19 protein-coding genes, 1 riboswitch and 1 other annotated feature are annotated in these 23,241 nt (G+C 37.8%); of the genes, 3 read left to right on the top strand and 16 right to left on the bottom strand.

Going from position 1 to position 23,241, the window contains the following annotated elements; all coding sequences use genetic code 11:
• The first annotated feature begins 48 nt into the window (after positions 1-48).
• Positions 49-93, top strand: a riboswitch (PreQ1 riboswitch).
• Positions 94-99: 6 nt separating this feature from the next.
• Entirely contained in the window at positions 100-582 is a 483-nt protein-coding gene (locus PSR12_RS02335) for a QueT transporter family protein (protein ID WP_274771396.1), read from the top strand.
• A 68-nt stretch (positions 583-650) separates the two neighbouring features.
• Positions 651-850: a binding site (T-box leader), on the top strand.
• A 58-nt stretch (positions 851-908) separates the two neighbouring features.
• Positions 909-2,072 carry a tryptophan synthase subunit beta gene (gene trpB, locus PSR12_RS02330; RefSeq protein WP_016993395.1) on the top strand — a complete coding sequence of 388 codons (1,164 nt, stop codon included), beginning with the start codon at positions 909-911 and terminating at the stop codon, positions 2,070-2,072.
• A gap of 42 nt (positions 2,073-2,114) precedes the next feature.
• Here trpB and PSR12_RS02325 read toward each other — a convergent pair whose 3' ends face one another.
• The 3 genes from PSR12_RS02325 to PSR12_RS02315 all read right to left on the bottom strand — a co-directional run bounded on the left by PSR12_RS02325 (position 2,115) and on the right by PSR12_RS02315 (position 6,900).
• Positions 2,115-3,734 (bottom strand): long-chain fatty acid--CoA ligase, encoded by a 1,620-nt coding sequence (locus PSR12_RS02325; protein WP_274771394.1) that lies wholly within the window; start codon positions 3,732-3,734, stop codon positions 2,115-2,117.
• A gap of 190 nt (positions 3,735-3,924) precedes the next feature.
• Positions 3,925-4,878 (bottom strand): L-threonine 3-dehydrogenase, encoded by a 954-nt coding sequence (locus PSR12_RS02320; RefSeq protein ID WP_004225462.1) that lies wholly within the window; start codon positions 4,876-4,878, stop codon positions 3,925-3,927.
• A gap of 351 nt (positions 4,879-5,229) precedes the next feature.
• A complete protein-coding gene (locus PSR12_RS02315; RefSeq protein ID WP_274771393.1) occupies positions 5,230-6,900 on the bottom strand; it encodes a methyl-accepting chemotaxis protein in 1,671 nt (556 codons plus the stop codon).
• 243 nt (positions 6,901-7,143) lie between these two features.
• Here PSR12_RS02315 and PSR12_RS02310 point away from each other — a divergent pair, with 243 nt between their 5' ends.
• Positions 7,144-8,310 carry an FtsW/RodA/SpoVE family cell cycle protein gene (locus tag PSR12_RS02310; protein WP_257521098.1) on the top strand — a complete coding sequence of 389 codons (1,167 nt, stop codon included), beginning with the start codon at positions 7,144-7,146 and terminating at the stop codon, positions 8,308-8,310.
• Between the two features lie 58 nt (positions 8,311-8,368).
• On the opposite strand, the gene PSR12_RS02305 is transcribed toward PSR12_RS02310, so the two are convergent.
• From PSR12_RS02305 to PSR12_RS02245, 13 genes are all read right to left on the bottom strand, one after another.
• Entirely contained in the window at positions 8,369-9,349 is a 981-nt protein-coding gene (locus PSR12_RS02305) for an N-acetylglucosamine kinase (protein ID WP_274771392.1), read from the bottom strand.
• Positions 9,350-9,361: 12 nt separating this feature from the next.
• The gene (locus PSR12_RS02300) at positions 9,362-10,363 is read right to left on the bottom strand and encodes an asparaginase (protein ID WP_221679236.1); all 1,002 of its coding nucleotides are present in this window, start codon (positions 10,361-10,363) and stop codon (positions 9,362-9,364) included.
• An 18-nt stretch (positions 10,364-10,381) separates the two neighbouring features.
• Positions 10,382-11,533 carry an ROK family transcriptional regulator gene (locus tag PSR12_RS02295; RefSeq protein ID WP_221679234.1) on the bottom strand — a complete coding sequence of 384 codons (1,152 nt, stop codon included), beginning with the start codon at positions 11,531-11,533 and terminating at the stop codon, positions 10,382-10,384.
• Positions 11,534-11,547: 14 nt separating this feature from the next.
• A complete protein-coding gene (locus PSR12_RS02290) occupies positions 11,548-12,429 on the bottom strand; it encodes a sugar phosphate isomerase/epimerase family protein (protein WP_221679232.1) in 882 nt (293 codons plus the stop codon).
• Position 12,430: 1 nt separating this feature from the next.
• Positions 12,431-13,489: a Gfo/Idh/MocA family protein gene (locus PSR12_RS02285; RefSeq protein ID WP_004225482.1), complete on the bottom strand. Its 1,059-nt coding sequence runs from the start codon at positions 13,487-13,489 to the stop codon at positions 12,431-12,433.
• A 13-nt stretch (positions 13,490-13,502) separates the two neighbouring features.
• A complete protein-coding gene (locus PSR12_RS02280) occupies positions 13,503-14,381 on the bottom strand; it encodes a sugar phosphate isomerase/epimerase family protein (protein WP_221679230.1) in 879 nt (292 codons plus the stop codon).
• Between the two features lie 18 nt (positions 14,382-14,399).
• Complete coding sequence (locus tag PSR12_RS02275) at positions 14,400-15,365, bottom strand: ABC transporter ATP-binding protein (RefSeq protein ID WP_221679228.1); 966 nt, start codon at positions 15,363-15,365, stop codon at positions 14,400-14,402.
• Positions 15,358-16,350 (bottom strand): ABC transporter ATP-binding protein, encoded by a 993-nt coding sequence (locus tag PSR12_RS02270; protein ID WP_221679226.1) that lies wholly within the window; start codon positions 16,348-16,350, stop codon positions 15,358-15,360. Before PSR12_RS02270 ends, PSR12_RS02275 begins: the two co-directional genes overlap by 8 nt.
• Positions 16,351-16,361: 11 nt before the next feature.
• Entirely contained in the window at positions 16,362-17,258 is an 897-nt protein-coding gene (locus tag PSR12_RS02265; RefSeq protein ID WP_221679224.1) for an ABC transporter permease, read from the bottom strand.
• Between the two features lie 13 nt (positions 17,259-17,271).
• Positions 17,272-18,195, bottom strand: a complete 924-nt coding sequence (nikB, locus tag PSR12_RS02260) for a nickel ABC transporter permease (protein ID WP_221679222.1) — start codon at positions 18,193-18,195, stop codon at positions 17,272-17,274.
• Positions 18,196-18,261: 66 nt separating this feature from the next.
• The gene (locus tag PSR12_RS02255; protein WP_221679220.1) at positions 18,262-19,845 is read right to left on the bottom strand and encodes a glutathione ABC transporter substrate-binding protein; all 1,584 of its coding nucleotides are present in this window, start codon (positions 19,843-19,845) and stop codon (positions 18,262-18,264) included.
• Between the two features lie 482 nt (positions 19,846-20,327).
• Positions 20,328-21,680, bottom strand: coding sequence for an aspartate aminotransferase family protein (locus PSR12_RS02250; RefSeq protein WP_257521096.1), 1,353 nt, complete (start codon positions 21,678-21,680; stop codon positions 20,328-20,330).
• 24 nt (positions 21,681-21,704) lie between these two features.
• Positions 21,705-23,234, bottom strand: a complete 1,530-nt coding sequence (locus tag PSR12_RS02245) for a CoA-acylating methylmalonate-semialdehyde dehydrogenase (protein WP_221679216.1) — start codon at positions 23,232-23,234, stop codon at positions 21,705-21,707.
• Positions 23,235-23,241 lie beyond the last annotated feature (7 nt).

Genomic DNA, 23,241 nt, shown 5'->3' with positions numbered 1-23,241 from the left:
CACATAGGTATTTACAAACCCGCATGAATATTGATATGATTGCTCTTGCTCTACGTGGTTCGTAACCATCCCACGAAAAAAAACTAAGGAGAAATGAATATGAAGCTAAAATTTTTAGCAGCAAGTGGTATCATTGCGGCTCTCTATATAGCTGTAACCATGCTTGTTGCACCATTTGGTTTTACAGAGGTTCAGTTCCGAGTTTCTGAGATGTTTAACCATTTAGTGGCCTTTAATCCACGCTTTGCCGTAGGGATTATTATTGGAGTATTGATCTCTAACCTATTTTCACCACTTGGCATTTACGATTTAGTGTTTGGTGTAGGTCATTCAATGATTACACTCGGACTGTTTATTTTAATCTGCAAATTTGTCAAAAATATTTGGGCACGTTTAATTATTAATACATTGCTCTTTACCTGTACTATGTTTATTATTGCCTTTGAGCTGAACTTGGCTTTAGAGCTACCATTCTTTTGGACTTGGCTAACAGTCGCGGCGGGTGAATTTGTTGTATTAGCTGTAGGTGCACCGATTATGTATGTATTAAACAAACGCCTTCACTTTAAAAGTTTGATTTAACTGACGGGTCTTTTTAGATTCGTCTTTTTTCTTGACACTATTCTGAAAATACTCTACAATTCTTTCTAATAAATGCAAGGAAGAAGAGTAGTAGCAAGCATTGTTACTTCAAGAGAGCTGGTGGTTGGTGCAAACCAGTAGTACAAACTTGTGAATGGACTTCAGAGCAGCCTTATCAAATGTAAGGCCGTTTCGCTCCCCGTTACCGGAGCAGGAAAGCGCGCAAAAATTGCGAATGAAGGTGGCACCACGGTTACTCGTCCTTTTTATAAGGGATTGGAGTGGCTTTTTTTTTGGAAAAATTAGCATAGAGGAGTCGAGGAAAGATGAGTACAGTAGTAGAGAAAAAGGGATATTTCGGTGAATTTGGTGGAAGCTTTGTTCCAAAGGAGCTTCAAAATGTTTTAAATATACTAGATGAGAATTTTCAAAAGTATAAAGAAGATGATGACTTTAAACAAGAATTAGATTACTATTTCCGTGAATATGTCGGTCGTAAATCCCCTCTTTATTTTGCAGAAAATTTAACAAAGCAATTAGGTGGCGCAAAAATTTATTTAAAACGGGAAGACCTTAACCACACAGGCTCCCATAAAATCAATAATGTATTAGGACAAATTCTACTAGCCAAACGTATGGGCGCAAACCGTGTGATCGCAGAAACTGGTGCAGGTCAACATGGTGTAGCAACAGCTACAGCGTGTGCCATGTTTGGAATGGATTGCACGATTTATATGGGCTTGGAGGATACAAAACGTCAGGCATTGAACGTATTTCGCATGGAACTTCTCGGCGCAAAAGTCGTAGCGGTTGATAAAGGGCAAGGCCGCTTAAAGGATGCAGTAGATGAAGCATTTGCTGACTTGGTAGAAAACTATGAAACAACATTCTATTTATTAGGTTCGGCAGTTGGACCACATCCCTTCCCATCAATGGTTAAACATTTTCAATCAGTGATTAGCCGCGAAAGTCGTGAACAGATTTTAGAAAAGGAAGGAAAGCTGCCAACAGCTGTTCTTGCCTGTGTAGGAGGCGGTAGTAATGCCATTGGGGCATTTGCTGACTATATTGCAGACGAAGATGTTCGTCTGATTGGAATAGAGCCGGATCAAGCTGCTACCTTAAACGAAGGAACACCAGGAGAGCTACACGGCTTCAAATGTTTAGTTCTTCAGGACGCAGAAGGTAATCCACTTCCTACCTATTCAATAGCAGCTGGTTTAGATTATCCAGGTGCTGGGCCTGAGCATAGCCATTTGAAAACAATTGGCCGTGCTGAGTATGTGACCGTGACAAATGAAGAAGTTTTAGAAGCCTTCCAAGTACTTTCTAAGGTAGAAGGTATTATTCCTGCTCTTGAAAGCTCACATGCAGTTGCCCATGCTCTAAAATTAGCACCAACTTTATCACCTGAGGAAAGCATTATTATTAATATCTCTGGTCGTGGCGATAAAGACGTTGAACAAGTTTTCCACATGTTAGCTAAATAATAAAAAAAGAGCGACTTCCATTTATGGAAATCGCTCTTTCACCTATACCAATGATTTAGGATAAATTTCAGCTACATTATCTCGCAGCTTCGCTTTCAGGAATTTCCCGACAGATGTCTTTGGAATTTCTTCTAGAAATACGACTGCATCTGGTACCCACCACTTGGCAAATTGATTTTCTAAAAAGGCAAGAAGCTCTTGTTCAGTTACTGATTGTCCCTCTTTCAATACAACACAAGCTAATGGACGCTCCTGCCATTTAGCATGAGGCATGGCAATGACAGCTGCTTCAAAAACTGCATCATGCGTCATTAGTGCATTTTCCAAATCAACAGAGGAAATCCATTCCCCACCTGATTTTATAAGATCCTTTGTACGGTCCGTGATTTTAATAAAGCCATCCTCTGTTCGTACTGCAATATCACCAGTATATAACCAACCATCTCGATAGGCATCTGCTGTTCGTTCATCACGATAGTATTCGTCGGAAATCCATGGGCCTTTTAAACGTAATTCCCCCATCGTTTCGCCATCCCAAGGAACCTCACCCGCCTCATTAATAATACTAGATTCGATACCTGCCATTGTCATCCCTTGCATCGCTCGAGCTTCAATACGTTTTTCAATCGGCCAATCATCCATCCACGACATATAATTGGACAATGCCACGATTGGTGTAGTTTCCGTCATGCCGTAGACAACAATATAAGGAATTCCGTATTTTTCCTCAAATGTCCGAATGAGTCGAGTTGGTGAAGCCGATCCACCACAGCAGATCGCTCTTAAAGAACTAATATCTCGTTCTTTCTTTTCCTGCTCCTGTAAGGCGCCTATCCAAATGGTTGGTACACCAGCAGTTAATGTAACCTTTTCTTGTTCGATTAAATCCATTATTAATGCTGATGTAAATTGTGGACCTGGCAAAACTTGTGTAGCACCAACATTAACACTAGCAAAAGGTAAGCCCCATGCATTTGCATGAAACATTGGTACAATTGGCATCACGACATCTCTTTCCGCAATTCCCATAGAGTCAGACATACTCAGCATGATACTGTGTAATACTAGACCCCGATGGGAATAGACAACTCCCTTTGGATTCCCTGTCGTGGCACTTGTATAGCACATACCGGCAGGTGCTTCTTCGTCAATATCCTCTGGAAATTGAAATTCTTCATCAGCAGTAGCTAATAAGTCCTCATAGGATAAAACATTTTGTAGTGTAGTCTTGGGTAAAGCTGGTTCATCCGTCATAATAATATAGTGTTTCACTGTCTTAAGTTTTGGCGCAATATTTTCAATGATCGGTAATAAATCAACATCGACCATTAAAATCTCATCTTCTGCATGATTAATAATATAGATCAAATGCTCTTCTGATAAACGAATATTTACCATGTGTAAGATTGCCCCTGAGCAAGGTACAGCAAAGTAGGCTTCTAAATGCCGATGCTGATTCCACGCAAAAGAGCCGACTTTTGTTCCTCTTGTCATCCCAAGCTTCGTAAGGGCATCTGCTAAACAACGCGTTCTTTTCGCCCACTCCCCATATGTTAAACGATGTATTTTGTGTGGGCTTGTCCGTGAAATAATTGATTTTCTTGCAAAATAGCTCTCTGCTCGCTTGAAAAAACTAGTTAAAACTAATGGTGCTTGCATCATAAAACCCATCATCCCTTCATTTGTGAATTTCCCCTTGTGAAATTGTTATAGCATTAATTAAACTGAATACTATTAATATTCCGAATATTATTATATTTTAATTTCATAATTTAATCTATATATTCCAATAATTTTCTTTTATATATAAAAAAAACGGATGAAGTTTAGATCTTCACCCGTTGCCCATCTTTTATGAAATGGCTTTTTTATGCAGTTTGATTTTCAATTTTTCTAACATATCTACTGTCATTTTAGCTAAATCATATTCTGCTTTGAAGCCCCACTCTTTTTGAGCCGCTTCAATATTTAAAGAGTTTGGCCAGCTATCTGCAATGGCCTGACGAACTGGATCTACCTGATAGCTCATTGTGAAATTTGGTAAGTGTTTCTTGATTTCAGCCGCGATTTGCGAAGGTTCGAAGCTCATGGCTGTAATATTAAAAGCATTGCGATGAACAAGCTTACTACCGTCTGCTTCCATTAAATCCACAATAGCTTGTAAGGCATCTGGCATGTACATCATATCCATAAATGTACCTTCCTGAATATACGATGTATATTTGCCTTGTTCGATGGCTTCATAGAAAATTTCTACTGCATAATCTGTTGTACCACCACCTGGAGGTGTTACATAAGAAATTAGTCCTGGGAAGCGTACGCCACGTGTATCAACACCAAAACGATTGAAGTAATAATCGCATAATAACTCACCCGCTACCTTATTTACCCCATACATAGTTGTTGGTCTTTGCAAAGTATCCTGTGGTGTATCTTCCTTAGGTGTAGACGGACCAAACGCACCAATTGAGCTTGGCGTGAAAAATTGCATATTTAACTCACGTGAAACCTCCAACGCATTCATTAATCCACCCATATTTAAATTCCAAGCTAACAATGGATTTCTTTCTGCTGTAGCTGATAATAATGCTGCTAAATGCATCATTGTATCTGCACCGAAGTCCTTTGCTAAATCATGCATTCTTTGTCCATCTGTCACGTCCAATATTTCAAATGGGCCCTTAGTATGTTCAAGCTTTCTAATGTCTGTAGCAAGTATATTGTCCTCTCCATAAATACCACGAAGTTTTTCTACAAGCTCAGAACCAATTTGACCAAGTGCTCCAGTAACAATAATCTTTTTCATTTCCCAAAACCTCCACATGTGAACAATTGTACTTTCCGAAAGTACAAAAATACATTAATAAACATTGATTTAATAACACTTTCAATGGAATTCATTATAATGTGTTCGTTTTGAAAATACAACAATTATATTAATAATATTCCTTACAAAGAACATACAATCCCTTATTAACAGTATATGAGAACATGAAAAATATTGTGCTACAAAAATATATAAAACACATTTGTACATCTCAAAAACACAAAAAATTTATACTTTCATAAGCTAGTTTTGTAACCATGCAAAAAAAGAATCTTCTTTGCTATTTTTTGCAAAGAAGACCCTTTTCGAATATTATTCTTTAATATTAAATTATATCGAAAAACGTTTGACAGCTATTTGCAAAACTTTTGATACTTTGCGCAATTCCTTTATATAATTATGGAACTGTTGCTGAGCTGTTAATTGATCAGCTGTTAACGTAGCAACATGCTTAGTAGACACGGCATTCGTATCGGATAAGGCTGTCAGCATACCTGCATCCTCACTTACCTTCTTCGTGTGATTGGCAATCTCTTGAACCGTAGCAGATACTTCCATCATATAAGGCTTAATAGTATGTACTTTTTCTAAAATTTGATCAAAACTTGATGCAGTTTGTCCTGTAACAGCTACACCTTTTTCAGTCGCCACTAAAACGCCTTCCATCATTTGTACCGCATAACTCGAATCTAAATGGATGTTCTGTACAATGGATGTAATCGTTTGTGTCGATTGAACAGTTTGCTCTGCAAGCTTACGAACCTCATTAGCCACTACTGCAAAACCTTTACCATGCTCTCCTGCTCTTGCGGCTTCAATTGACGCATTTAAAGCCAGTAAATTAGTTTGTGCTGTTATTCTTTCTATTACTTCAATCATTTGATCGATCGATGCAGCCCGCTCTACTAAATTAAAGATAGCTGTATTAGATTTTTCAACCGCCTGCTTAATAGCTTGCATTTGCGTTAAATTAGCCTGCACAATTTCAGTTCCACTTTCTGCATCTCTGGCCGTTTTTTGCGCAAAACTTTCTACAACCTGAACCTTTTCTAAAATAACCTGTACATCATTTAAAACCTCCTCTAAGGAAGCCGTATTCGAAGCTAATTTACTAGAAGAAGCAGACGTTGACTCTGAGATAGATTGTACATCCTTCGCTATTTTTAATGTCGTTGTTGATGATTGCTCAGAGGAGTTCTGCAATTTCCCTGTCATTTCTTCTACTTCATAGGCACTGTCTGTCACAGTATGGAGTAGTCGTTTCACCTCTGTTACCATTTGATTGTATGACAGTACTACTTCACCAAGCTCATCATGAGCTACATAACTTGCATTGGCAGTGAAATCACCTTGTTCTGCACGTTTTAATAATGACTTTAGTTGACGGGTTGGTATATTGACTGCCTTCGTTGCGATAAAGCCGATAAGGATAACAAGCAAGACAACCGCTAAGCATACACCACCTAGTAACCAGTAGCCGAATTGTACATCTTTCAGATAAGCATGCTGTTGGTCTTTTGCTCGTTGAACCAAATAATTTTGCGTGTCTTCTAATAATGCATGACTCTCCTGACTAATTGGTAAAAATGTTTGCACATAAAACTGATCTAGCTCACCATGGTTCAATTGCTTAAAGTTCTCGATGGCTTCTTCCTGCTTCTTAAGCAATGACTTATACTTCTTAATTTGATGACTCATCTTTTTATCAATTTCTTGGCTATCTAGATGCTCTAAAGGCTGTGCCATATTTTGTAAAATGGCTGTCATTTCTTTATCGTTGCCTTTCGAATCTACTATTAAATCTAATCGACGCTGTGATTCTTCTAGCTCATTTAGCCATCCAATTGGGACAAGTCCCTGTGTATAACTCTCACTTGCATGCCACGACATTTTCCTTAAGTAATCTACACTGAATATACCTAGCAATACATTCGATAATACACAAACAATCATGAGTACAAGTAACTTGTCCTTCACCTTAATGAAACGGAAAAAATGCATGATCCCTGGCTCCTCCTCCAACTCTTACCAATAATGATAGTATAGAGATATAAAGCCAGTGTTATATTTTTGTAAATTTTAATCGAAACATTAAGAATTTATACCCATCATTTAGTTTTATCTAGGTAATTTAACTCGCTAAATTAGCCGGATGATTGCTTCTTATTCATACTATTTTCAGAAAAACATCCGCAACCTTCCATACATTGTCAGCGTTCATAATAGAGAATGGAGGTGTTACATTTGACGCAATTCAAGAAGTTAGATTGGAGTTTAGTAATAAGTCTTCTTTTACTCGGCGCTATTAGTTGCCTTTTTGTCCATTCTAGTAGTGTAAATTTTGAACAGTATTCAAGCTCCTTTATTATCAAACAGTTTTTATTTTATATCATCGGATTAACCATCATGTTTGGAATATCTTTGCTTGATATTGAACAGTTGAAGAAGATTGGATGGCCATTTTACTTCCTAATAGTTGCTTTAACGGCTGGTCTTATTGTTGCACCTGAAAGCATTGCTCGAACGATCAATCAGGCAAAATCATGGTATCAAATCCCGTTTTTAGGCTCCCTCCAACCATCGGAATTTTTAAAATTCGCTTTTTTAATAGTTGTGAGTAAGGTCATTATTGCTCATCAAGAGAAAAATGCCCGCCCCTCTTATCTAGCAGATTTTTGGTTACTTATAAAAATCGGGCTAATTGTCATTCCTCCTACGCTACTTGTTTATAGACAACCCGATACAGGTATGGTCATGTTGTATATGGCAATGATTTTACCGATGATTTTCTTTTCAGGTATTCATAGAAAGCTTCTTGTTGTATTTACGGCCGTTCCTCTAGTTATCGTCAGTACGATGGTAGTGCTCTATGTCAGATTTAATGAATTTTTTACAGAGAAGGTTTTGGGCGCTCTATCAGGACATCAGATTTCTAGAATTTATGGATGGCTTCAGCCTTATGAATATACAGATTCTTCTTTTCAAGTACGCCAGGGCTTTATGGCTATCGGATCAGGAGAATTTGTGGGCAAGGGCTATCTACATAATAATGTCTATGTACCAGAAAAACATACCGACTTTATATTCTCTGCTATTGCAGAAGAGTTAGGTTTTATTGGAGGAGCATTTGTAATAGCGCTACTATTTTTTGTTATCTATCGTATTGTCGTTATCACGGTAGTAGCGCGAGACCCCTTTATGACTTTAATGGGGGCAGGTATTTCAAGCTTACTAGCCTTTCAAATTACTCAAAATATCGGTATGACCATTGGGCTTTTACCTGTCACAGGTGTCACCCTACCCTTTTTAAGCTATGGCGGAAGTTCATTATTATCCAATTTTATGCTTATCGGAATCGTCATGATTATTCATAATTCATATAAGGGGTATATGTTTAAAGTAGGAGACTAACAAAATACAAGTAGAGATATAGTACATACTATTCTCTACTTGCTAAGTTAAGGGGGGATTAATTCGTTAAAAACTTCTTCATACTTGCATCATATTGATCGATAAATAACTTTGCTTCATCATATGGTAAATTTAAAGCAGCTAAAGCGGCACCACCTACTGGTAAGCTATAAGCACCCACGAAGTCATACTGATTACTATTCTTTTTATCAATAGCGATTAATTTTTTAGTAAATAGCTCCAATTCATTAAAAACTCCACCAGCCAGCACTACTTTGACTTGCTTATCTGCAAACGGGTTTTTTTTGTAACAAGCATCTATACTTTGATAAAAAACATGGCACACTTGATCAATAATTGTATTGGCTTCTCCATCACCACGTTTAGCGCATTCAATTGCAACCTTACTTAAAGGAGATATGGTATCCCGCGGATGTCCTTCACCATATACCACTTCAATTATCTCTGGAACGGAATGTAATCGAAAATATTCTAATACCGCTGTTGTTAGAAGCGTTTCAGGACCTCTTTTATCGAATGCTTTAAATACCGCTTTTAATGTGCGTATGCCAATATCATAGCCACTGCCCTCATCATCAAAAATATAACCCCATCCTGCTGTGCGCTCAATTCTTCCAGATGCATCTATACTGAGTGTAATCGCACCCGTACCAGAAATTTGTACAATGCCTGGCTGCCCCAAGGTCCCCGCATACAGCGCGTTCATTCCATCATTCGATAGTGATAGTTGACAGTCTTTCGGTAAAAGCGAGGTTAATAATGCATAGGTAATTTTCTCATTATTATTTTCTGTTACACCAGACAGGCCCGCATGGCACTTTGTAATGTGTTGAAATTCCTGAGGCTGTTGTCTTTTTAAATCATTTATTAATTCTGTTATCGTCTCTGTAAAATGCTCAAAGCTCATGGACGTGGGATTACTTTTGCCTGTTTCTGCTAGCGCCATAATTTGCCCATGACATGTTGAGATTGTTGCAATCGTTTTCGTTCCACCACCGTCTATTGCCAAAACATGCAAGTGCCTTCACCTCTAGACAATTTTAATTGTAGATACAATTTCTCCTACCTCTACCCCTGCATCATTACGCACAAATGTAGGAGACAATGCTTTAATACGCTCAATTGTTTCTTGATTTTTATACTGAATTTGTTCCAATACAGAAGCAATTACATTCGGCCATGGACTTTCTGAGCCATTCATTATTTTCAAGGCAAAACTTACTCCTTCATCTCTAAGAGCAAAACAGTATACACCCTGTGCTCCGCCCTTTGCCACAATATTAGGGTCCTTTAATAATGCCGTACAAATAAAGTTTTGTGCTGCAATGATATGATTCTCATGATTCATCACTGACGTAAGCTTGATTACTGCTTCACGAATTAGTTGATCATCAATTAATTCTGGTCGTGCTAACTTTAAATAGGCAATGGCCATGTTTTTTAACGGAATCGCAAAGACGGGCGCACCACAGCCATCAATCCCTGTACGAATTCTCTCTATCTCATATTCACTTAAATAAGCAATATATTTTTTTATCATCTGTTGCAGTGGATGTTCGGGATGACAATATTGCTTGACATCATAGCCATTTGCTAGACATGCAGTTAAAAATCCTAAATGCTTACCAGCGCAATTATGAAAGAGTTTCCTCTTTTCAAATCCCTGTTGAATATACTGTGTTTTAGGTTCCTCATTTAATGGATAGGATGCTGCACAAATTAATTCATTTTCATGAATTGGGAGTTTTTCCAGCAGAGAAACTAATGCCTCTTGATGGTAAACTTCGCCTCTTTGTGAAGCCAGAAATAGTGCGCTTTCTTTTGAAGTAATTTCGTACTTTTCTATAAAATCAGTCAGAAAAATAGGAATGGCTTGAAATGGTTTTGCTGCAGAACGAAAATATACAGGCTTATAATCTTGACCTACTGAGACGAATTCTTCCTTCGCTAGATTCACAGCACTCATTTGACCATAATGCACATTTTCCATTAATCCTGAACGATACTCCTTTAAAAATTCTGAGTAAGCCACGAATCAACCAACCTTTCTTTAAACAGACAGCAACTGCTTTTGTGCTTGTAATGCCGCTCCTTTAACAACCCCTTCTTTTAATTGATTGGAAAACTGCAAATCAAAGTAGGGTTGTAATTCCTTCCATATATACTGTTTACACTTATCACTAAGCAGTTTTTGAAATGTCACATTGTGCTCAATAATTTCTCCACTGACAATGACAGCCTCTGGCTCGTATAAGCAAACTAGATTATTGATGGCAATAGCTAGAAAAGTAGCTACATCGTGCTGAATATCGATCGCCCATTGCTCGCCTTGATCAACACAATGCAAAATCTCTTCTATTGATTGAATATTAAGATTTTTTGGTGTTCTTTTTAACAGCGTAACTTCAGAAACATACATGGATAGGCACCCTCTTTTACCACAGTGACACATCTCACCAAATGGATTAATTGTTATATGGCTTATCTCTCCAGCTTTATTTTGAATGCCACGATACACTTCTCCATTTAATAATATAGATGCTCCTATTCCTGTTCCAATTCCGACTAAAATACAATTTGAATACAGTGGTGTGTAGATATCTCCAATTTCAGCAATGATTTGCATTTTTAATTCATTATCTACGATGACTTCACAACCAAAAATACCATTTAAATCTTCTCTTATATGGCAGTTTTCCCACTTCAATTGCTCAGAGGAAACGATTATCCCTTCCTCGTTATTGATTACTCCTGGAACGCCTATCCCAATGCCTAGTAATTTATCCGAAGCAATCTGATATTCTGTCATGATATTATCTATAGACTGTTTCAGTAGGTGTAGAGCTTCCTCATATTGGTGTCTAATGCTACATTTGACTTCCTGAAAGGCAATAAGCTTCCCTAAGAAATCTAATATACCTATTCGAATAGTAAAACAGTCAATTTCTATCCCAATCGTATATAAAGCATCTTCTCGCATATGAATTAACGTAGGACGTCTACCAATGGCTGTTTCTTCCGATACCCCTTCAAGAATAAAGCCTTCCGCTTCTAGCTCCTGCACAATACGAGTAATGGTCGTAGGGCTCATTTTTGTATATTTTGATAATTGAATTCTTGAAATTGGCGCCATCTGCCTTATTGCGTCAAGCACAATATATTTATTTTGTCTTCGCATTTGTACTTGATCTTGCTTTTTCAAATTAGATTCAACCCCTATTTAAACTTTTCTATGAATTGTACAGCTTCTTTGATGTCTTTTTCGGGATTTGATCTCACTTCTCGTTCAATAGTTAAATAGCCATTGTATCCGATTTCTTGTAAAGCTGAAAAATAAAGCTCGAAATTGACATCTCCATGACCTAATGGAAGTTCTCTGAAAAACTCTCCATTTTCCACCATTTCTTCTATTTTATCATGAGACGTTCCAGAATCGTATCCTAAGTACCCGTACACATCTTTAGGATTCGTTGACTGTAGTTGAATACCATCCTTTACATGTGTATGTACAATATACTTCTTTAATAGTTTGACTCCAGCTACAGGATCATCTTTTGTTACCATCACCATATTGGCAGGATCAAAATTAACCGATACACCATTCGTTGATAGCTTATCTAAAAACCCTTTTAATGTTTTACTCGTTTCTGGTCCTGTTTCAATCGCAAAGTAAGCGTCTAATGATGTAGCATATTGTCCTAATTCTTCACAAGCTTCCAGCATTGTTTGATAGATTGGGTCATTTTCATCTTCAGGAATAATGCCAATATGGGTTGTAACAATGGATGTTCCTAGGTCCTTGGCTAATTGCAGTATGTCTTTCGATTTCTTTATTTTCCAGGCATTTTCTGCTTTATCTTGGAAGCCATGTCCTCCTAAATCTCCACATAATGCAGAGATTTCTAGACCTAACCCTAAGATATACGCCTTCAATTCTGCTCTCTGTTCAGCACTTAGGTTATCGGGGTCCAATTCTCCTGAAACGGCATACATTTGTACCCCCTGTGCACCAACTTCTTTCGCCTTTAACAAACCTTCAACAATAGGTAAACGAAAGCTGTCTACTATCACACCGATTTTATTATCCAATTTCACCATTTTAATAAACAACCTCCTTTCCTTCAGTTGCAGAAATATAAATACCTTCTAAGATTTTCATAATTTCTACCCCATCTTCCACAGGTGCAACTGATTCATAATGATGAAGGCAACAATCAACAAATGAATTGATTTCATTTTGAAAGGCAGTCGCAAAATCAAATGTTAGATCGTTAATTTGAGGATGAATATTTAAAATCGTATTATGCTCTTCACTTACAATTTTTAATTCAGGCTCTAGCTCTGCTCCACCGTTCGTGCCATATAGCTTAATACTTATTTCTTCTTTTATAGCATGTAGTGTATAGGAAACGTCTACCATTAGCGAAGCCCCATTCTCAAATGTAATGAGGGCATTTGCTAAGTCTTCTACTGTGTTTTTAGTAGCATCATAGTCTGCAGCCTTGTAAAAGGATAAATTTTCAATATGATTTCGATTTCCTAATTGATTGTAAGTATGACCTGTTATACGCTTCACCTTTGGTCTACCCATTAAATACCAACATATATCAATTACATGTACCCCTAGATCAATTAAAGGTCCGCCACCAGACTTATCAATTTCTGCAAACCAGCCTCCTGGATTCCCTAATCTTCTTAGGCAGGAAGCTTTGGCATAATAAATATCGCCCAATTTGTTATCGTCAATGAAGCTTTTCAGTACTTTGGTATTTGTTGCAAACCGTCTTACATAGCCCACTTGAAATACTTTCTGATGCTTTTCTGCAACCTTTTGGATATTTAGAGCCTCTGCATAAGTCATAGATAGCGGCTTTTCTATTAGAACATGTAAGTCATTTTCCAAAGCAAGAATCGCCAATTCTGCATGCGTATTATTCCATGTACAAATACTGACAGCATCCACATTTTTATCTGCGAATAGCTCTTCTTTCGTAGAAAAAACATGCGTTGCTCCAAATTGGGCTGCTTTCGCTTTGCCTCGTTCAATAGAAGCATCATACACGCCATATAATTCAACGAATGGATTATTCGTATAGGAACCTAAGTGAAAATCTGAAATAGAACCTGTGCCAATGACACAAACTTTTAATTTGTTCATGTACTTTCCCCCTTTAGAGCTTGCATTCGTCCCATAAACGACGTACATTATCCATTCCTATTTTTGAACCAACTTGACAATCTTCCATTCCTTCAAACTCAATAGTAAGATAACCATCATATCCACTGCCTTTTACGAGCTTAATAATTTCTCGAATATTTATATCGCCATGTCCGACAATAGCACCTCTGATGTAGTTGTTATGAACTGTACGGAACCACTCGCCCTCACCTGGATTTTCATAATAAGGACGAATATAAAAATCTTTAAAATGTACCGTAGCAGCATAAGGAATGTTTTTCATAACACCAATGAGAGGTTCTTCATCAATACATAAAAAATTACCGATATCTAAAGTTGTTTTAAAGTTGTCTCTGTTTACCGCATGAATTAATTGTTGTACACGATCACTTGTTTGAACATTAAAGCCATGATTTTCAATCGTTGTCGTAATATTAAATTGTTTCGCGTAATCTGCAATTAGCTGACAGCCTCTAACCATTTCTTCAAAGTGCTCGTTGTAATAATGAATGGATGTTTGCTCCTTTGGTAAGGTAAAAAGAGTAACGTCATGGCGCATAATCTGAATACCCATATGATGTACTACATCAATATGTTTCTTTAAACGTTCAACTTCTTCTAAAAAAGCTTCTTCTGTATCCTGAATAAAGTTAGCTGGTAAAGAATAGGCGGATAACTCTAATCCTAGCTCTGCTGCTTTATCTTTAATTTCAGTTGCAAGTTCATAGTTATCTACAACCGTAAATTCGTAGGGCACTAATTCTACATGCTGACCACCGTTGTCTGCTACCCATTGTAAAACATCCAGAACATCCATCTCTCCCTGTCTCATTTTTTTAACCATGCTGTATGTGCTTAACCCTATTTTCATTTATAAACATCCTCTCCATTAGTTAACAAAGTGACATGCAACACTTTGCTCTTCGTTAATTTTCTTCATTTCTGGTATAGCTTGCTTACATATATCTGATGCAAAGGGGCACCTTGTGTGGAAGGTACAACCACTTGGCGGATTTTTAGGATTTGGAATATCACCAGTTAAAACGATCTTCTTTTTTCGTAACGTTGGGTCTGCAATTGGTACGGAAGCAATAAGCGCTTGTGTATATGGATGCTTTGGTTCATTAAATATGGTTTCTTTACGCCCAATTTCTACAATGGATCCTAAATACATAACCCCAATATAATGGCTAATATGCTCTACAACACTTAAATCGTGAGAAATAAAGAGATACGATATTTTATATTCTTGCTGTAATTGCTTTAATAGATTCAATATTTGCGATTGTATAGATACATCCAACGCAGACACAGGCTCATCAGCAATAATTAATTTTGGCTTTGTTATTAAAGCACGTGCAATACCTAAACGCTGTCTTTGTCCACCACTGAACTCATGTGCATAGCGATCGGCATGTTCAGCATTTAATCCAACGACTTCCAGCATTTCAAGCACTAGTTTTTCACGCTCTGCTTTCGAAAGTTTTGTATGAATTTCTAAAGGTTCCCCAACAAGCTCCTTGACCTTCATTCTTGGATTCAATGAGGCATAGGGGTCCTGAAAAATCATTTGAACAGTTTGCCTTAAGTGCCTTAATTCAGATGGCTTTGCAGTAGTTACTTCTTTCCCATCCACAACGATACTTCCATTCGTTGGTGCTATTAATCTAGTAATTAATCTGCCTGTAGTAGATTTCCCACAACCACTTTCTCCTACTAGACTGAATGTCGTACCTTCCTCTATTTCAAAGGAAACATCTATAACCGCGTTAACATATTGCTTTTTTTGAAATAACCCTCCGGCTATTTGAAAGCTCTTTTTTAAATTCTCCACTTTTAATATACTGTTAGGCATTTACTTCCACATCCTTTTTCACATATAGCCAGCAGCTACATTGGCGTGTAGCTGAAATTTTTACTGTCGGTGGACTCTCCTGATGGCATATAGACATCGCTTGATTACAACGTGGAGCAAATTTACAACCATTCGGCATATTTTGTGGGGATGGTACTTGACCATTGATAGAATCTAATACTTCTTTGTTATCACCAATTTTCGGTACAGATGCAATTAAACCTTTTGTATAGGGATGCTTGGGGCTAGCAAATAATTCAAAGACATCTGCTTCCTCTACAACCTGCCCTGCATACATTACCACTACCCTATCGCACATTTCCGCAACAACACCTAAATCATGTGTAATTAATAAAATAGCTGTCTCATTTTCTTCTTTTAGCTTTTTCATTAATTCTAAAATTTGAGCTTGTATCGTGACATCAAGCGCAGTGGTTGGTTCGTCAGCAATAAGTAAATTAGGGTGGCAGGCCATAGCCATTGCAATCATTACACGCTGGCGCATTCCTCCTGAGAGCTGATGTGGATATTCATAAATGATTTCCTCGGCCCTTCCTATGCCCACGCTTTTTAACATTTGGATTGCATGATGCTTACTTTCGTTCTTCGGCAGTTTCAAATGCATCTCAATTGCTTCCATTAACTGCTTGCCTATTTTTAAGACAGGATTTAAAGAAGTCATGGGCTCTTGAAAAATCATGGCCATTTGCTTGCCACGAATCTTCCGAATTTCTGATTCGGACATTTTCGTCAAGTCATGCCCATTAAAATGTATAGAGCCATTGACGATTTTGCCTGTAGTACCGTGAAATAATTGCATGATGGATAACGATGTTAAGCTTTTTCCACTGCCCGATTCTCCCACTAAGCCTAATATCTCTCCTTTACCGATGGAAAAATTGACACCTCTTAAAATCTTGATTTCCTTATTATCACGCGTAAAGGACGTTTCTAAGTCACTTACTCGCAATACATGTTCTGGCATAGGCATTCTCCTTAATTATTCTTTATTTTTGGATCTAACACATCTCGTAATCCATCACCTATTAAGTTAAATGCTAGTACGGTTAAAAATATGGCAATGCCTGGCATGATGACTACGTGCGAAGATGTTCCTAAATAGTCACGCCCACTACTTAGCATTACTCCCCACTCAGGCATTTCAGGGCTTGCACCTAAGCCTAAAAAGCTTAAACCAGAAGCTGCTAAAATGGCTGTCCCTATACGCATTGTGACAAAAATGATTAACTCACTAATCGTTTCAGGGAAAATATGTTTCCACAGCACTCTAACATGCGAAGCCCCCATTGATTGTGCTGCCTCTACGTAGACATTCTCCTTCGCATTCAATGTAGCACCTCTGACTAAACGGGCAAAAGATGGCACACTAAAGATCATCACAGCAATGATGACATTATTAATACCAGGGCCCAATAAGGCTACAATGGCAATCGCTAATAATAAATCAGGGAATGAAAACAACACATCACAGCTGCGCATGATGATTTTGTCAATCCACCCACCAAAGTAACCGCTAATTAAACCTAAAATAGTTCCTAGTATTAAGCCTAAAAATACGGCACTAAAACTCACCATTAAGGATATCTTTGCGCCTACTATTAAACGACTAAATATATCTCGACCATACTCGTCCGTTCCTGCCAAATGACTTGCACTTGGTCCCTCTAATAAAGCATCATAATTCGGTTCAAAAGGATCGTAAGGTGCGATATAAGGACCAATAATGGCGACTACAATTAACAATCCTATAAAGATACTTGCTACCAAAGCAGCCTTTTGTTTTTTAAAAGACTTCCAAAATTCTTTAAGAGGAGAGTATTTTCTTTGTGTATTTTGCACTTGGCTATTTTGCATAGTAGTTGGTGAAGTCATTTTGTTCCCTCCCTTAAGAATTCAATTGGATTTTTGGATTTAACACGGTATAAAGCACATCAACAATTAAATTGACTAAAATAAATTCAAATGCAAATAACAGCAAGGCAGACTGAATGACGGGATAATCTCGAAAGGCAATCGAATCAATTAAAAGTCGTCCCATTCCTGGAAAACTAAAGACTGTCTCCACTACCACCGATCCTCCTAAGAGAAATCCGAATTGCAGACCTGCTACTGTTACCACAGAAATCAAGGAATTTCTTAAAGCATGGGTCACAATAACGGAGTGTTCTTTCAATCCTTTTGCTCTCCCTGTTCTTATAAAATCTGCTTGTAACGTTTCTAGCATGGAAGAACGAGTAAATCGAGCAATCATTGACATAATGCCAGCCCCTAAGGTCAAGGAGGGCAAAATATAACTAGTAAAGCCATCTAATCCACCTGTCGGAAATAGCCCTAGCTGCACTGAAAATAATTGAATCAATAATAAGCCCAACCAAAATCCTGGAATTGAGATGCCAGAAACAGCCGTTACCATACCAAAATAATCAGGCCATTTGTTTTTATTGATGGCAGAAAGAACACCAATCACCAAACCCATTAATGTAGCCCAAAACATGGAAAGGAAAGTAAGATGAAGAGAAGGCATAAACCTTGTTTTAAACATATCTATGACAGGTAGTCCGGTTGTTAAGGATGTTCCAAGCTCACCCGTCACAAGATTTTTCATATAATCCATGTATTGTTTAAGAATGGGTTTATCTAAACCTAACTCATGGCGTACATTTTCAACATCTTCTAGCGTGGCATCCTTACCAGCTACTAATCGTGCAGGGTCACCTGGTATGAAATGAATAAATAAGAATGTTAATATGGAAATGACAATTAATATCGGTATCATTTCAACAGTTCTTCTTGCTATATACTTCCACATGTTGCCTTCCTCCTTTCTATTTTTGTAGAAAAGGAATTGACGAGTATCAATTCCTTTTACTGTTCATTACTCCACTTTGGCATTCTTCACATCAAGTCCACCTGTAGGGTTTACTAGCACACCGCTTACATTTGAACGTACACCATATACAACCTCATCTACCCCTAAGAAAATCCAAGGTGTATCTTGATAAACGATTTCCTGTAATTTTTCATATAGTTCAGCTTGGCGATCTACATCTGAAATGGAATTAGCTTCATCCATTAATTGATCTGCCTCCGTATTATGATAATAAGCTGTATTTGCACCATTCGGTGGGAATGATACGCTATGGAAAAGAGGCTTTGTTGCATTCGTTATATCCGAAGCATACGCTGACCAACTCACATACCACATTTGTAATTTCGCATCATCTGGTGTTTGTGCACCATAGATTTCGTCTGATAAAGTTCCTTCTTCCATTGATTTAATTTCTACTTTTACACCGATTTGACCTAACTGTTGTTGAATAAACTGCATACCCTTCATCGTATCTGAGTTTGTGTTCCCCCAGATTTCAATATCGAAGCCATCTGGATAGCCTGCCTCAGCCAATAATTCTTTTGCCTTTTCAATATTGTGTTCATACATTTTTTGCTGCTTATAATAAACGGTTTTAGAAGGAATAATGGAGTCTAATGGTAAACCCAGCCCTGCATTCACCACTTTTAAATAAGCATCCTTGTCCACCGCATAGTTAAAGGCTTGTCGAACTTTAATATCATCCAAAGGCTTTTTATAGGTATTTAATGAAACATAATGTGCAATTGTAGAAGGAACCTTATTCACCTCTACATCTTTACTATTAGAAAGCTCATCAATATTTTGTGCTGGCACTGGATAGATAACCTGAGCATCACCTGCTTTTAGCATCGCTACGCGCGACCCATTTTCTGGCACTGGTTTATAGGTGATTTTAGCAACACGTTCTCCACCATCCCAATAGCCATCAAAGTTTTCAATTGTTAAATGGTCTCCTTGTACCCATTCAACAAATTTATATGGTCCTGTACCAACAGGTTTTTTAGGTATATCTGCTGAATTTTCTTTAATCATTTTTGGACTAATCATTTTGGCAACGCCGAATCGCGTAATCATTGGTCCATAAGGTTCTTTTAAAGTAACTTTAATTTCATAGTCACCTAGAATTTCAACATTGCTGATTAAGCTAAAACCACGAGAATATAAACGTAAGCTTTCATCATTCATGATCCGTTCAATGTTGACCTTTACAGCTTCAGCATTAAACTGTTCCCCGTCATGGAAAGTAACCCCTTCTTTAAGTTTGAACGTATAGACTAGAGCGTCTTCACTAATTGAATAGTCATCTGCTAGAACCTTAATAATTTGACCATCTGCATTAAAGCCTAACAATCCTTCTAGCATTGTCTCCTGAACAGAACTCGAATTCGTATCCCCTGTGTTATGCGGATCCATTGAAATAAAGTTTTCATTTACAGCGATAACAAGTTCATTTTTTGAACTAGCTGTACTTGAATCTGTAGTAGACTTGTCCCCAATATTTGATGCGTTAGAATTGTCTTTCTCTGCGCATGCCGCTAAAAGCAACGTACATAGAATTACAAAAACCAATTTTTTAACATAATTCATCTCATCTACTCCCTTTGTAAAAATATATAAAAATATTTCTTATAACTTAAATTAAGAAATATAATTACCAAAAAGCATTTATTTTCTCCACTGATGAAAATAATTAAGCAAAAAATAAACTATATTTTCTTACGATTAGACAATTCAATTCAGGAAAAATTTATCCCTCAACTATCACAATTGCTTTTAATCAGAAAGTATAGTTCAACATACAAGATGTATTTATTCCACTGCTGAAAATAAGTGATTAAAAAAATATTCCCTCTTAGGACATTTTTATTATCAGAAAATTAATTATTTTTTAACAACTATAAACTATGAAATCTAATATTTCCACTATTTTTTTGATAAATTTCAGAATTTTATAATTATTTTTATTGAACTATAATAATTATTCCTAGAATTTTTGTTGCCCCAAAGGCCAATAATAAAAGTTCTAAAAGCCCTTATTACGCGGCTTTTAGAACCTACATGAATAGTTGCTATAGCGTATTTATACTATTCACAACCACATTTAGTATGCGGTCAAGATCTTCTTGTGCAATATTAAGTGGTGGTGATAACGTTAAGACGTTATTAAACCCTGCTACAGTGGCTCCATTTTTCCCAATGATGACCCCTTGCCCTTTACATGCTGCAATGACAGCATTCACTTTCTCCACAGGTAAAGGTTCTTTCGAAACTTTATCTACCACTAATTCAATTCCAATCAATAAGCCTTTGCCTCGTACATCTCCTACATTTGGGTGATGCTGTAATTCTTGTTGCAGTGTTTTTAGTGTTGCTGGACCAATTTCCTTGGAACGGTCAAATAATGCCTCTTGTTCAAGAATCTCAATATTTTTTAATGCGACTGCACATGCCACCGGCGAGCCACCGAATGTATTAACATGGCGGAAATAGCCGTATGCATCTGATCCAGTAAACGCCTCATATATTTCACGCTTTACCGCTGTAGCTGATAATGGTAAATAGGCACTTGTAATTCCTTTAGCCATTGTAATAATATCAGGCTTTACACCATAATTCATAAATCCAAATGGCTTCCCTGTACGACCAAAGCCACAAATAACCTCATCTACAATCATTAAAGCGCCGTGTTTTTTACATACTTCTTCAATACCTTTTAAATAGTTTTCTGGAGGCATAATGACACCTCCACCTGTAATAATAGGCTCTAAGATCATCGCTGCAATGGTGTCGCTCAGCTCCCATGTCATCGTTTTGTCTACAGCCTTTACACTCGCTAAATCTAATGACGCAATTGTATCACTTTCATGCTCGCGATATTGATCAGGTGGTGCAACATGGATAAAGCCAGGTGATAGAGGCTCATATTTATATTTACGCTCCGCCTGCCCTGTTGCCGCTAATGCACCGAATGAATTCCCATGATAAGCACGGTAGCGAGAGACAATTTTATAGCGCGAGCTTTGTCCTTTTTGCTGGTGGTATTGTCGCGCTATTTTAAAAGCTGTTTCATTCGCCTCTGAACCACTGTTAGAGAAGAAAATAACATAATCTCCACCAAGCATTTCATTAAGTTTTTCGGCTAGTTCGACTGCTGGCAAATGTCCCTGAGATAAAGGTGCATAAGCATTTTTCATCATTTGTTCATGTGCTGCATCCGCTAATTCTTTACGACCATAGCCAACATTGACACACCATAGCCCAGCCATCGCATCAATATATTCCGCACCATCTGTATCAGTAATTCTTGCGCCATCAGATTTCTCTACTACATACGTGGCTTGTGGATTATAGGGTTTCATCGAATGCCATACATATTGCTCATCCTTTGCTAATACATCACTTTTAAGATTGATCTGCGTCATCGCCAAACACCCCTCATTATTATTTTAGTTTTTCGCATCGTTATTACTTGGAAACGCAAAGGAGCTTGCTGTATCCTCTGTCTCATCGGGCCAACGTTCAGAAATCGTTTTTGCCTTTGTAAAGAACCTCGCCTGATCTGGGCCAAACATATGCCCTTCACCAAACTTAGAGCGTTTCCACCCACCAAAGTTATGATAGCCAACTGGGATTGGGATGGGCACATTTACCCCTACCATGCCCACCTCTATTTCTTCTTGGAATTTACGCGCCGCCGCGCCACTGCTTGTAAACATTGTGACACCATTGCCAAGCTCATGACCATTTATTAAATCAATAGCCTCTTGTAGTGAATCAACCCCTACTACAATACGTGCTGGACCAAAGACCTCCTCTTTGAAGATCGTCATTTCTGGTGTGACATGATTAAGTAAAGTGGGACCAAGATAAAAACCATTTGACGTTTCACATACTTTTGGATTTCTTCCGTCGATGACAATATTGGCTCCTTCACTTATGGCCCCATCGATATAACGTATAATCGTTTCCTTTGATTGTTTAGTGATGACAGGACCAAAATCGACGCCTTGCTCTGTATAAGGCCCTACTTTTAGTTGGGAAATTTTATTTTTCAATATTTCTGTAAATCGTTGCTCTGTATCCTTCCCTACAACGAGTGCACCAGAAATAGCCATGCAACGCTGAGATGCTGCGCCATATGCTGCTCCTAAAAAGGCATTTGCTGTCTGTTCTAAATTGGCATCTGGCATAACAATCATGAAATTCTTCCCACCACCAAATGCAGCGACACGTTTATTGTGCTTTGTCCCAGTTTGATAGATATATTCAGCAACAGGCGTTGAGCCAACAAATGAAATTGCTTGAATCTCTTTGTTTTCTAATAGTTCATCGACTGCCTCTTTATCTCCATTCACCACTGTCCAAATACCGTCTGGTAGTCCTGCCTCTTTCCATAATTGGCTCAAATATAATGCTGAAATAGGTACACGTTCAGATGGCTTTAGAATAACAGCATTTCCTACCGCAACAGCCATACTTGTAATAGCCAGTGGTACCATAACAGGAAAATTAAATGGTGCAATGGTTGCTACTACACCAAGTGGCGATTTGGCAGAAAAAGCATTAATATTTCCACCTACATTGACGGAATACTCTCCTTTTAGCATTTGTGGGGCACTGATCGCCATATCCACAGATTCAATCCCACGAACAATTTCACCTTTTGCATCTTCCTTAGTTTTTCCACTTTCTTGGCAAATCAAATTGATAAGTTCTTCCTGTCTTTCTACTAACAGCTGACGGAAACGATGTAGCACTTCTACCCGCTTCCCAATTGATGTTTTTTTCCATGCTGGAAAGGCTTCCTTAGCAAGCTGAATAGCATGCTTTACCTCGGCTCTTGAAGCAAGGGGCACTCTTGCAATAACCTCACCTGTTGATGGATTATATACTTCAGAGAATCTGTTACTTGTACCTGCTACCTCTTCTCCTTTGATAAAATGTGTTAGCGTTTTCATTTCTTGTTGAACTGTCATACTGGAC

It is taken from the genome of Lysinibacillus sp. G01H, assembly GCF_028872195.1.
Taxonomy (GTDB): domain Bacteria; phylum Bacillota; class Bacilli; order Bacillales_A; family Planococcaceae; genus Lysinibacillus; species Lysinibacillus capsici.
Note: the sequence above shows the minus strand (reverse complement) of the source record. Positions and strands in the feature narration are given on the sequence as shown.

Excerpts from the sequence above, each read along its gene's own strand:
- PSR12_RS02335 (WP_274771396.1), top strand. The coding sequence starts at position 100 with ATGAAGCTAAAATTTTTAGCAGCAAGTGGTATCATTGCGGCTCTCTAT.
- trpB (WP_016993395.1), top strand. The coding sequence starts at position 909 with ATGAGTACAGTAGTAGAGAAAAAGGGATATTTCGGTGAATTTGGTGGA.
- PSR12_RS02325 (WP_274771394.1), bottom strand. The coding sequence starts at position 3,734 with ATGATGCAAGCACCATTAGTTTTAACTAGTTTTTTCAAGCGAGCAGAG.
- PSR12_RS02320 (WP_004225462.1), bottom strand. The coding sequence starts at position 4,878 with ATGAAAAAGATTATTGTTACTGGAGCACTTGGTCAAATTGGTTCTGAG.
- PSR12_RS02315 (WP_274771393.1), bottom strand. The coding sequence starts at position 6,900 with ATGCATTTTTTCCGTTTCATTAAGGTGAAGGACAAGTTACTTGTACTC.
- PSR12_RS02290 (WP_221679232.1), bottom strand. The coding sequence starts at position 12,429 with ATGGTGAAATTGGATAATAAAATCGGTGTGATAGTAGACAGCTTTCGT.
- PSR12_RS02285 (WP_004225482.1), bottom strand. The coding sequence starts at position 13,489 with ATGAACAAATTAAAAGTTTGTGTCATTGGCACAGGTTCTATTTCAGAT.
- PSR12_RS02280 (WP_221679230.1), bottom strand. The coding sequence starts at position 14,381 with ATGAAAATAGGGTTAAGCACATACAGCATGGTTAAAAAAATGAGACAG.
- PSR12_RS02275 (WP_221679228.1), bottom strand. The coding sequence starts at position 15,365 with ATGCCTAACAGTATATTAAAAGTGGAGAATTTAAAAAAGAGCTTTCAA.
- PSR12_RS02270 (WP_221679226.1), bottom strand. The coding sequence starts at position 16,350 with ATGCCAGAACATGTATTGCGAGTAAGTGACTTAGAAACGTCCTTTACG.
- PSR12_RS02265 (WP_221679224.1), bottom strand. The coding sequence starts at position 17,258 with ATGACTTCACCAACTACTATGCAAAATAGCCAAGTGCAAAATACACAA.
- nikB (WP_221679222.1), bottom strand. The coding sequence starts at position 18,195 with ATGTGGAAGTATATAGCAAGAAGAACTGTTGAAATGATACCGATATTA.
- PSR12_RS02255 (WP_221679220.1), bottom strand. The coding sequence starts at position 19,845 with ATGAATTATGTTAAAAAATTGGTTTTTGTAATTCTATGTACGTTGCTT.
- PSR12_RS02250 (WP_257521096.1), bottom strand. The coding sequence starts at position 21,680 with ATGACGCAGATCAATCTTAAAAGTGATGTATTAGCAAAGGATGAGCAA.
- PSR12_RS02245 (WP_221679216.1), bottom strand. The coding sequence starts at position 23,234 with ATGACAGTTCAACAAGAAATGAAAACGCTAACACATTTTATCAAAGGA.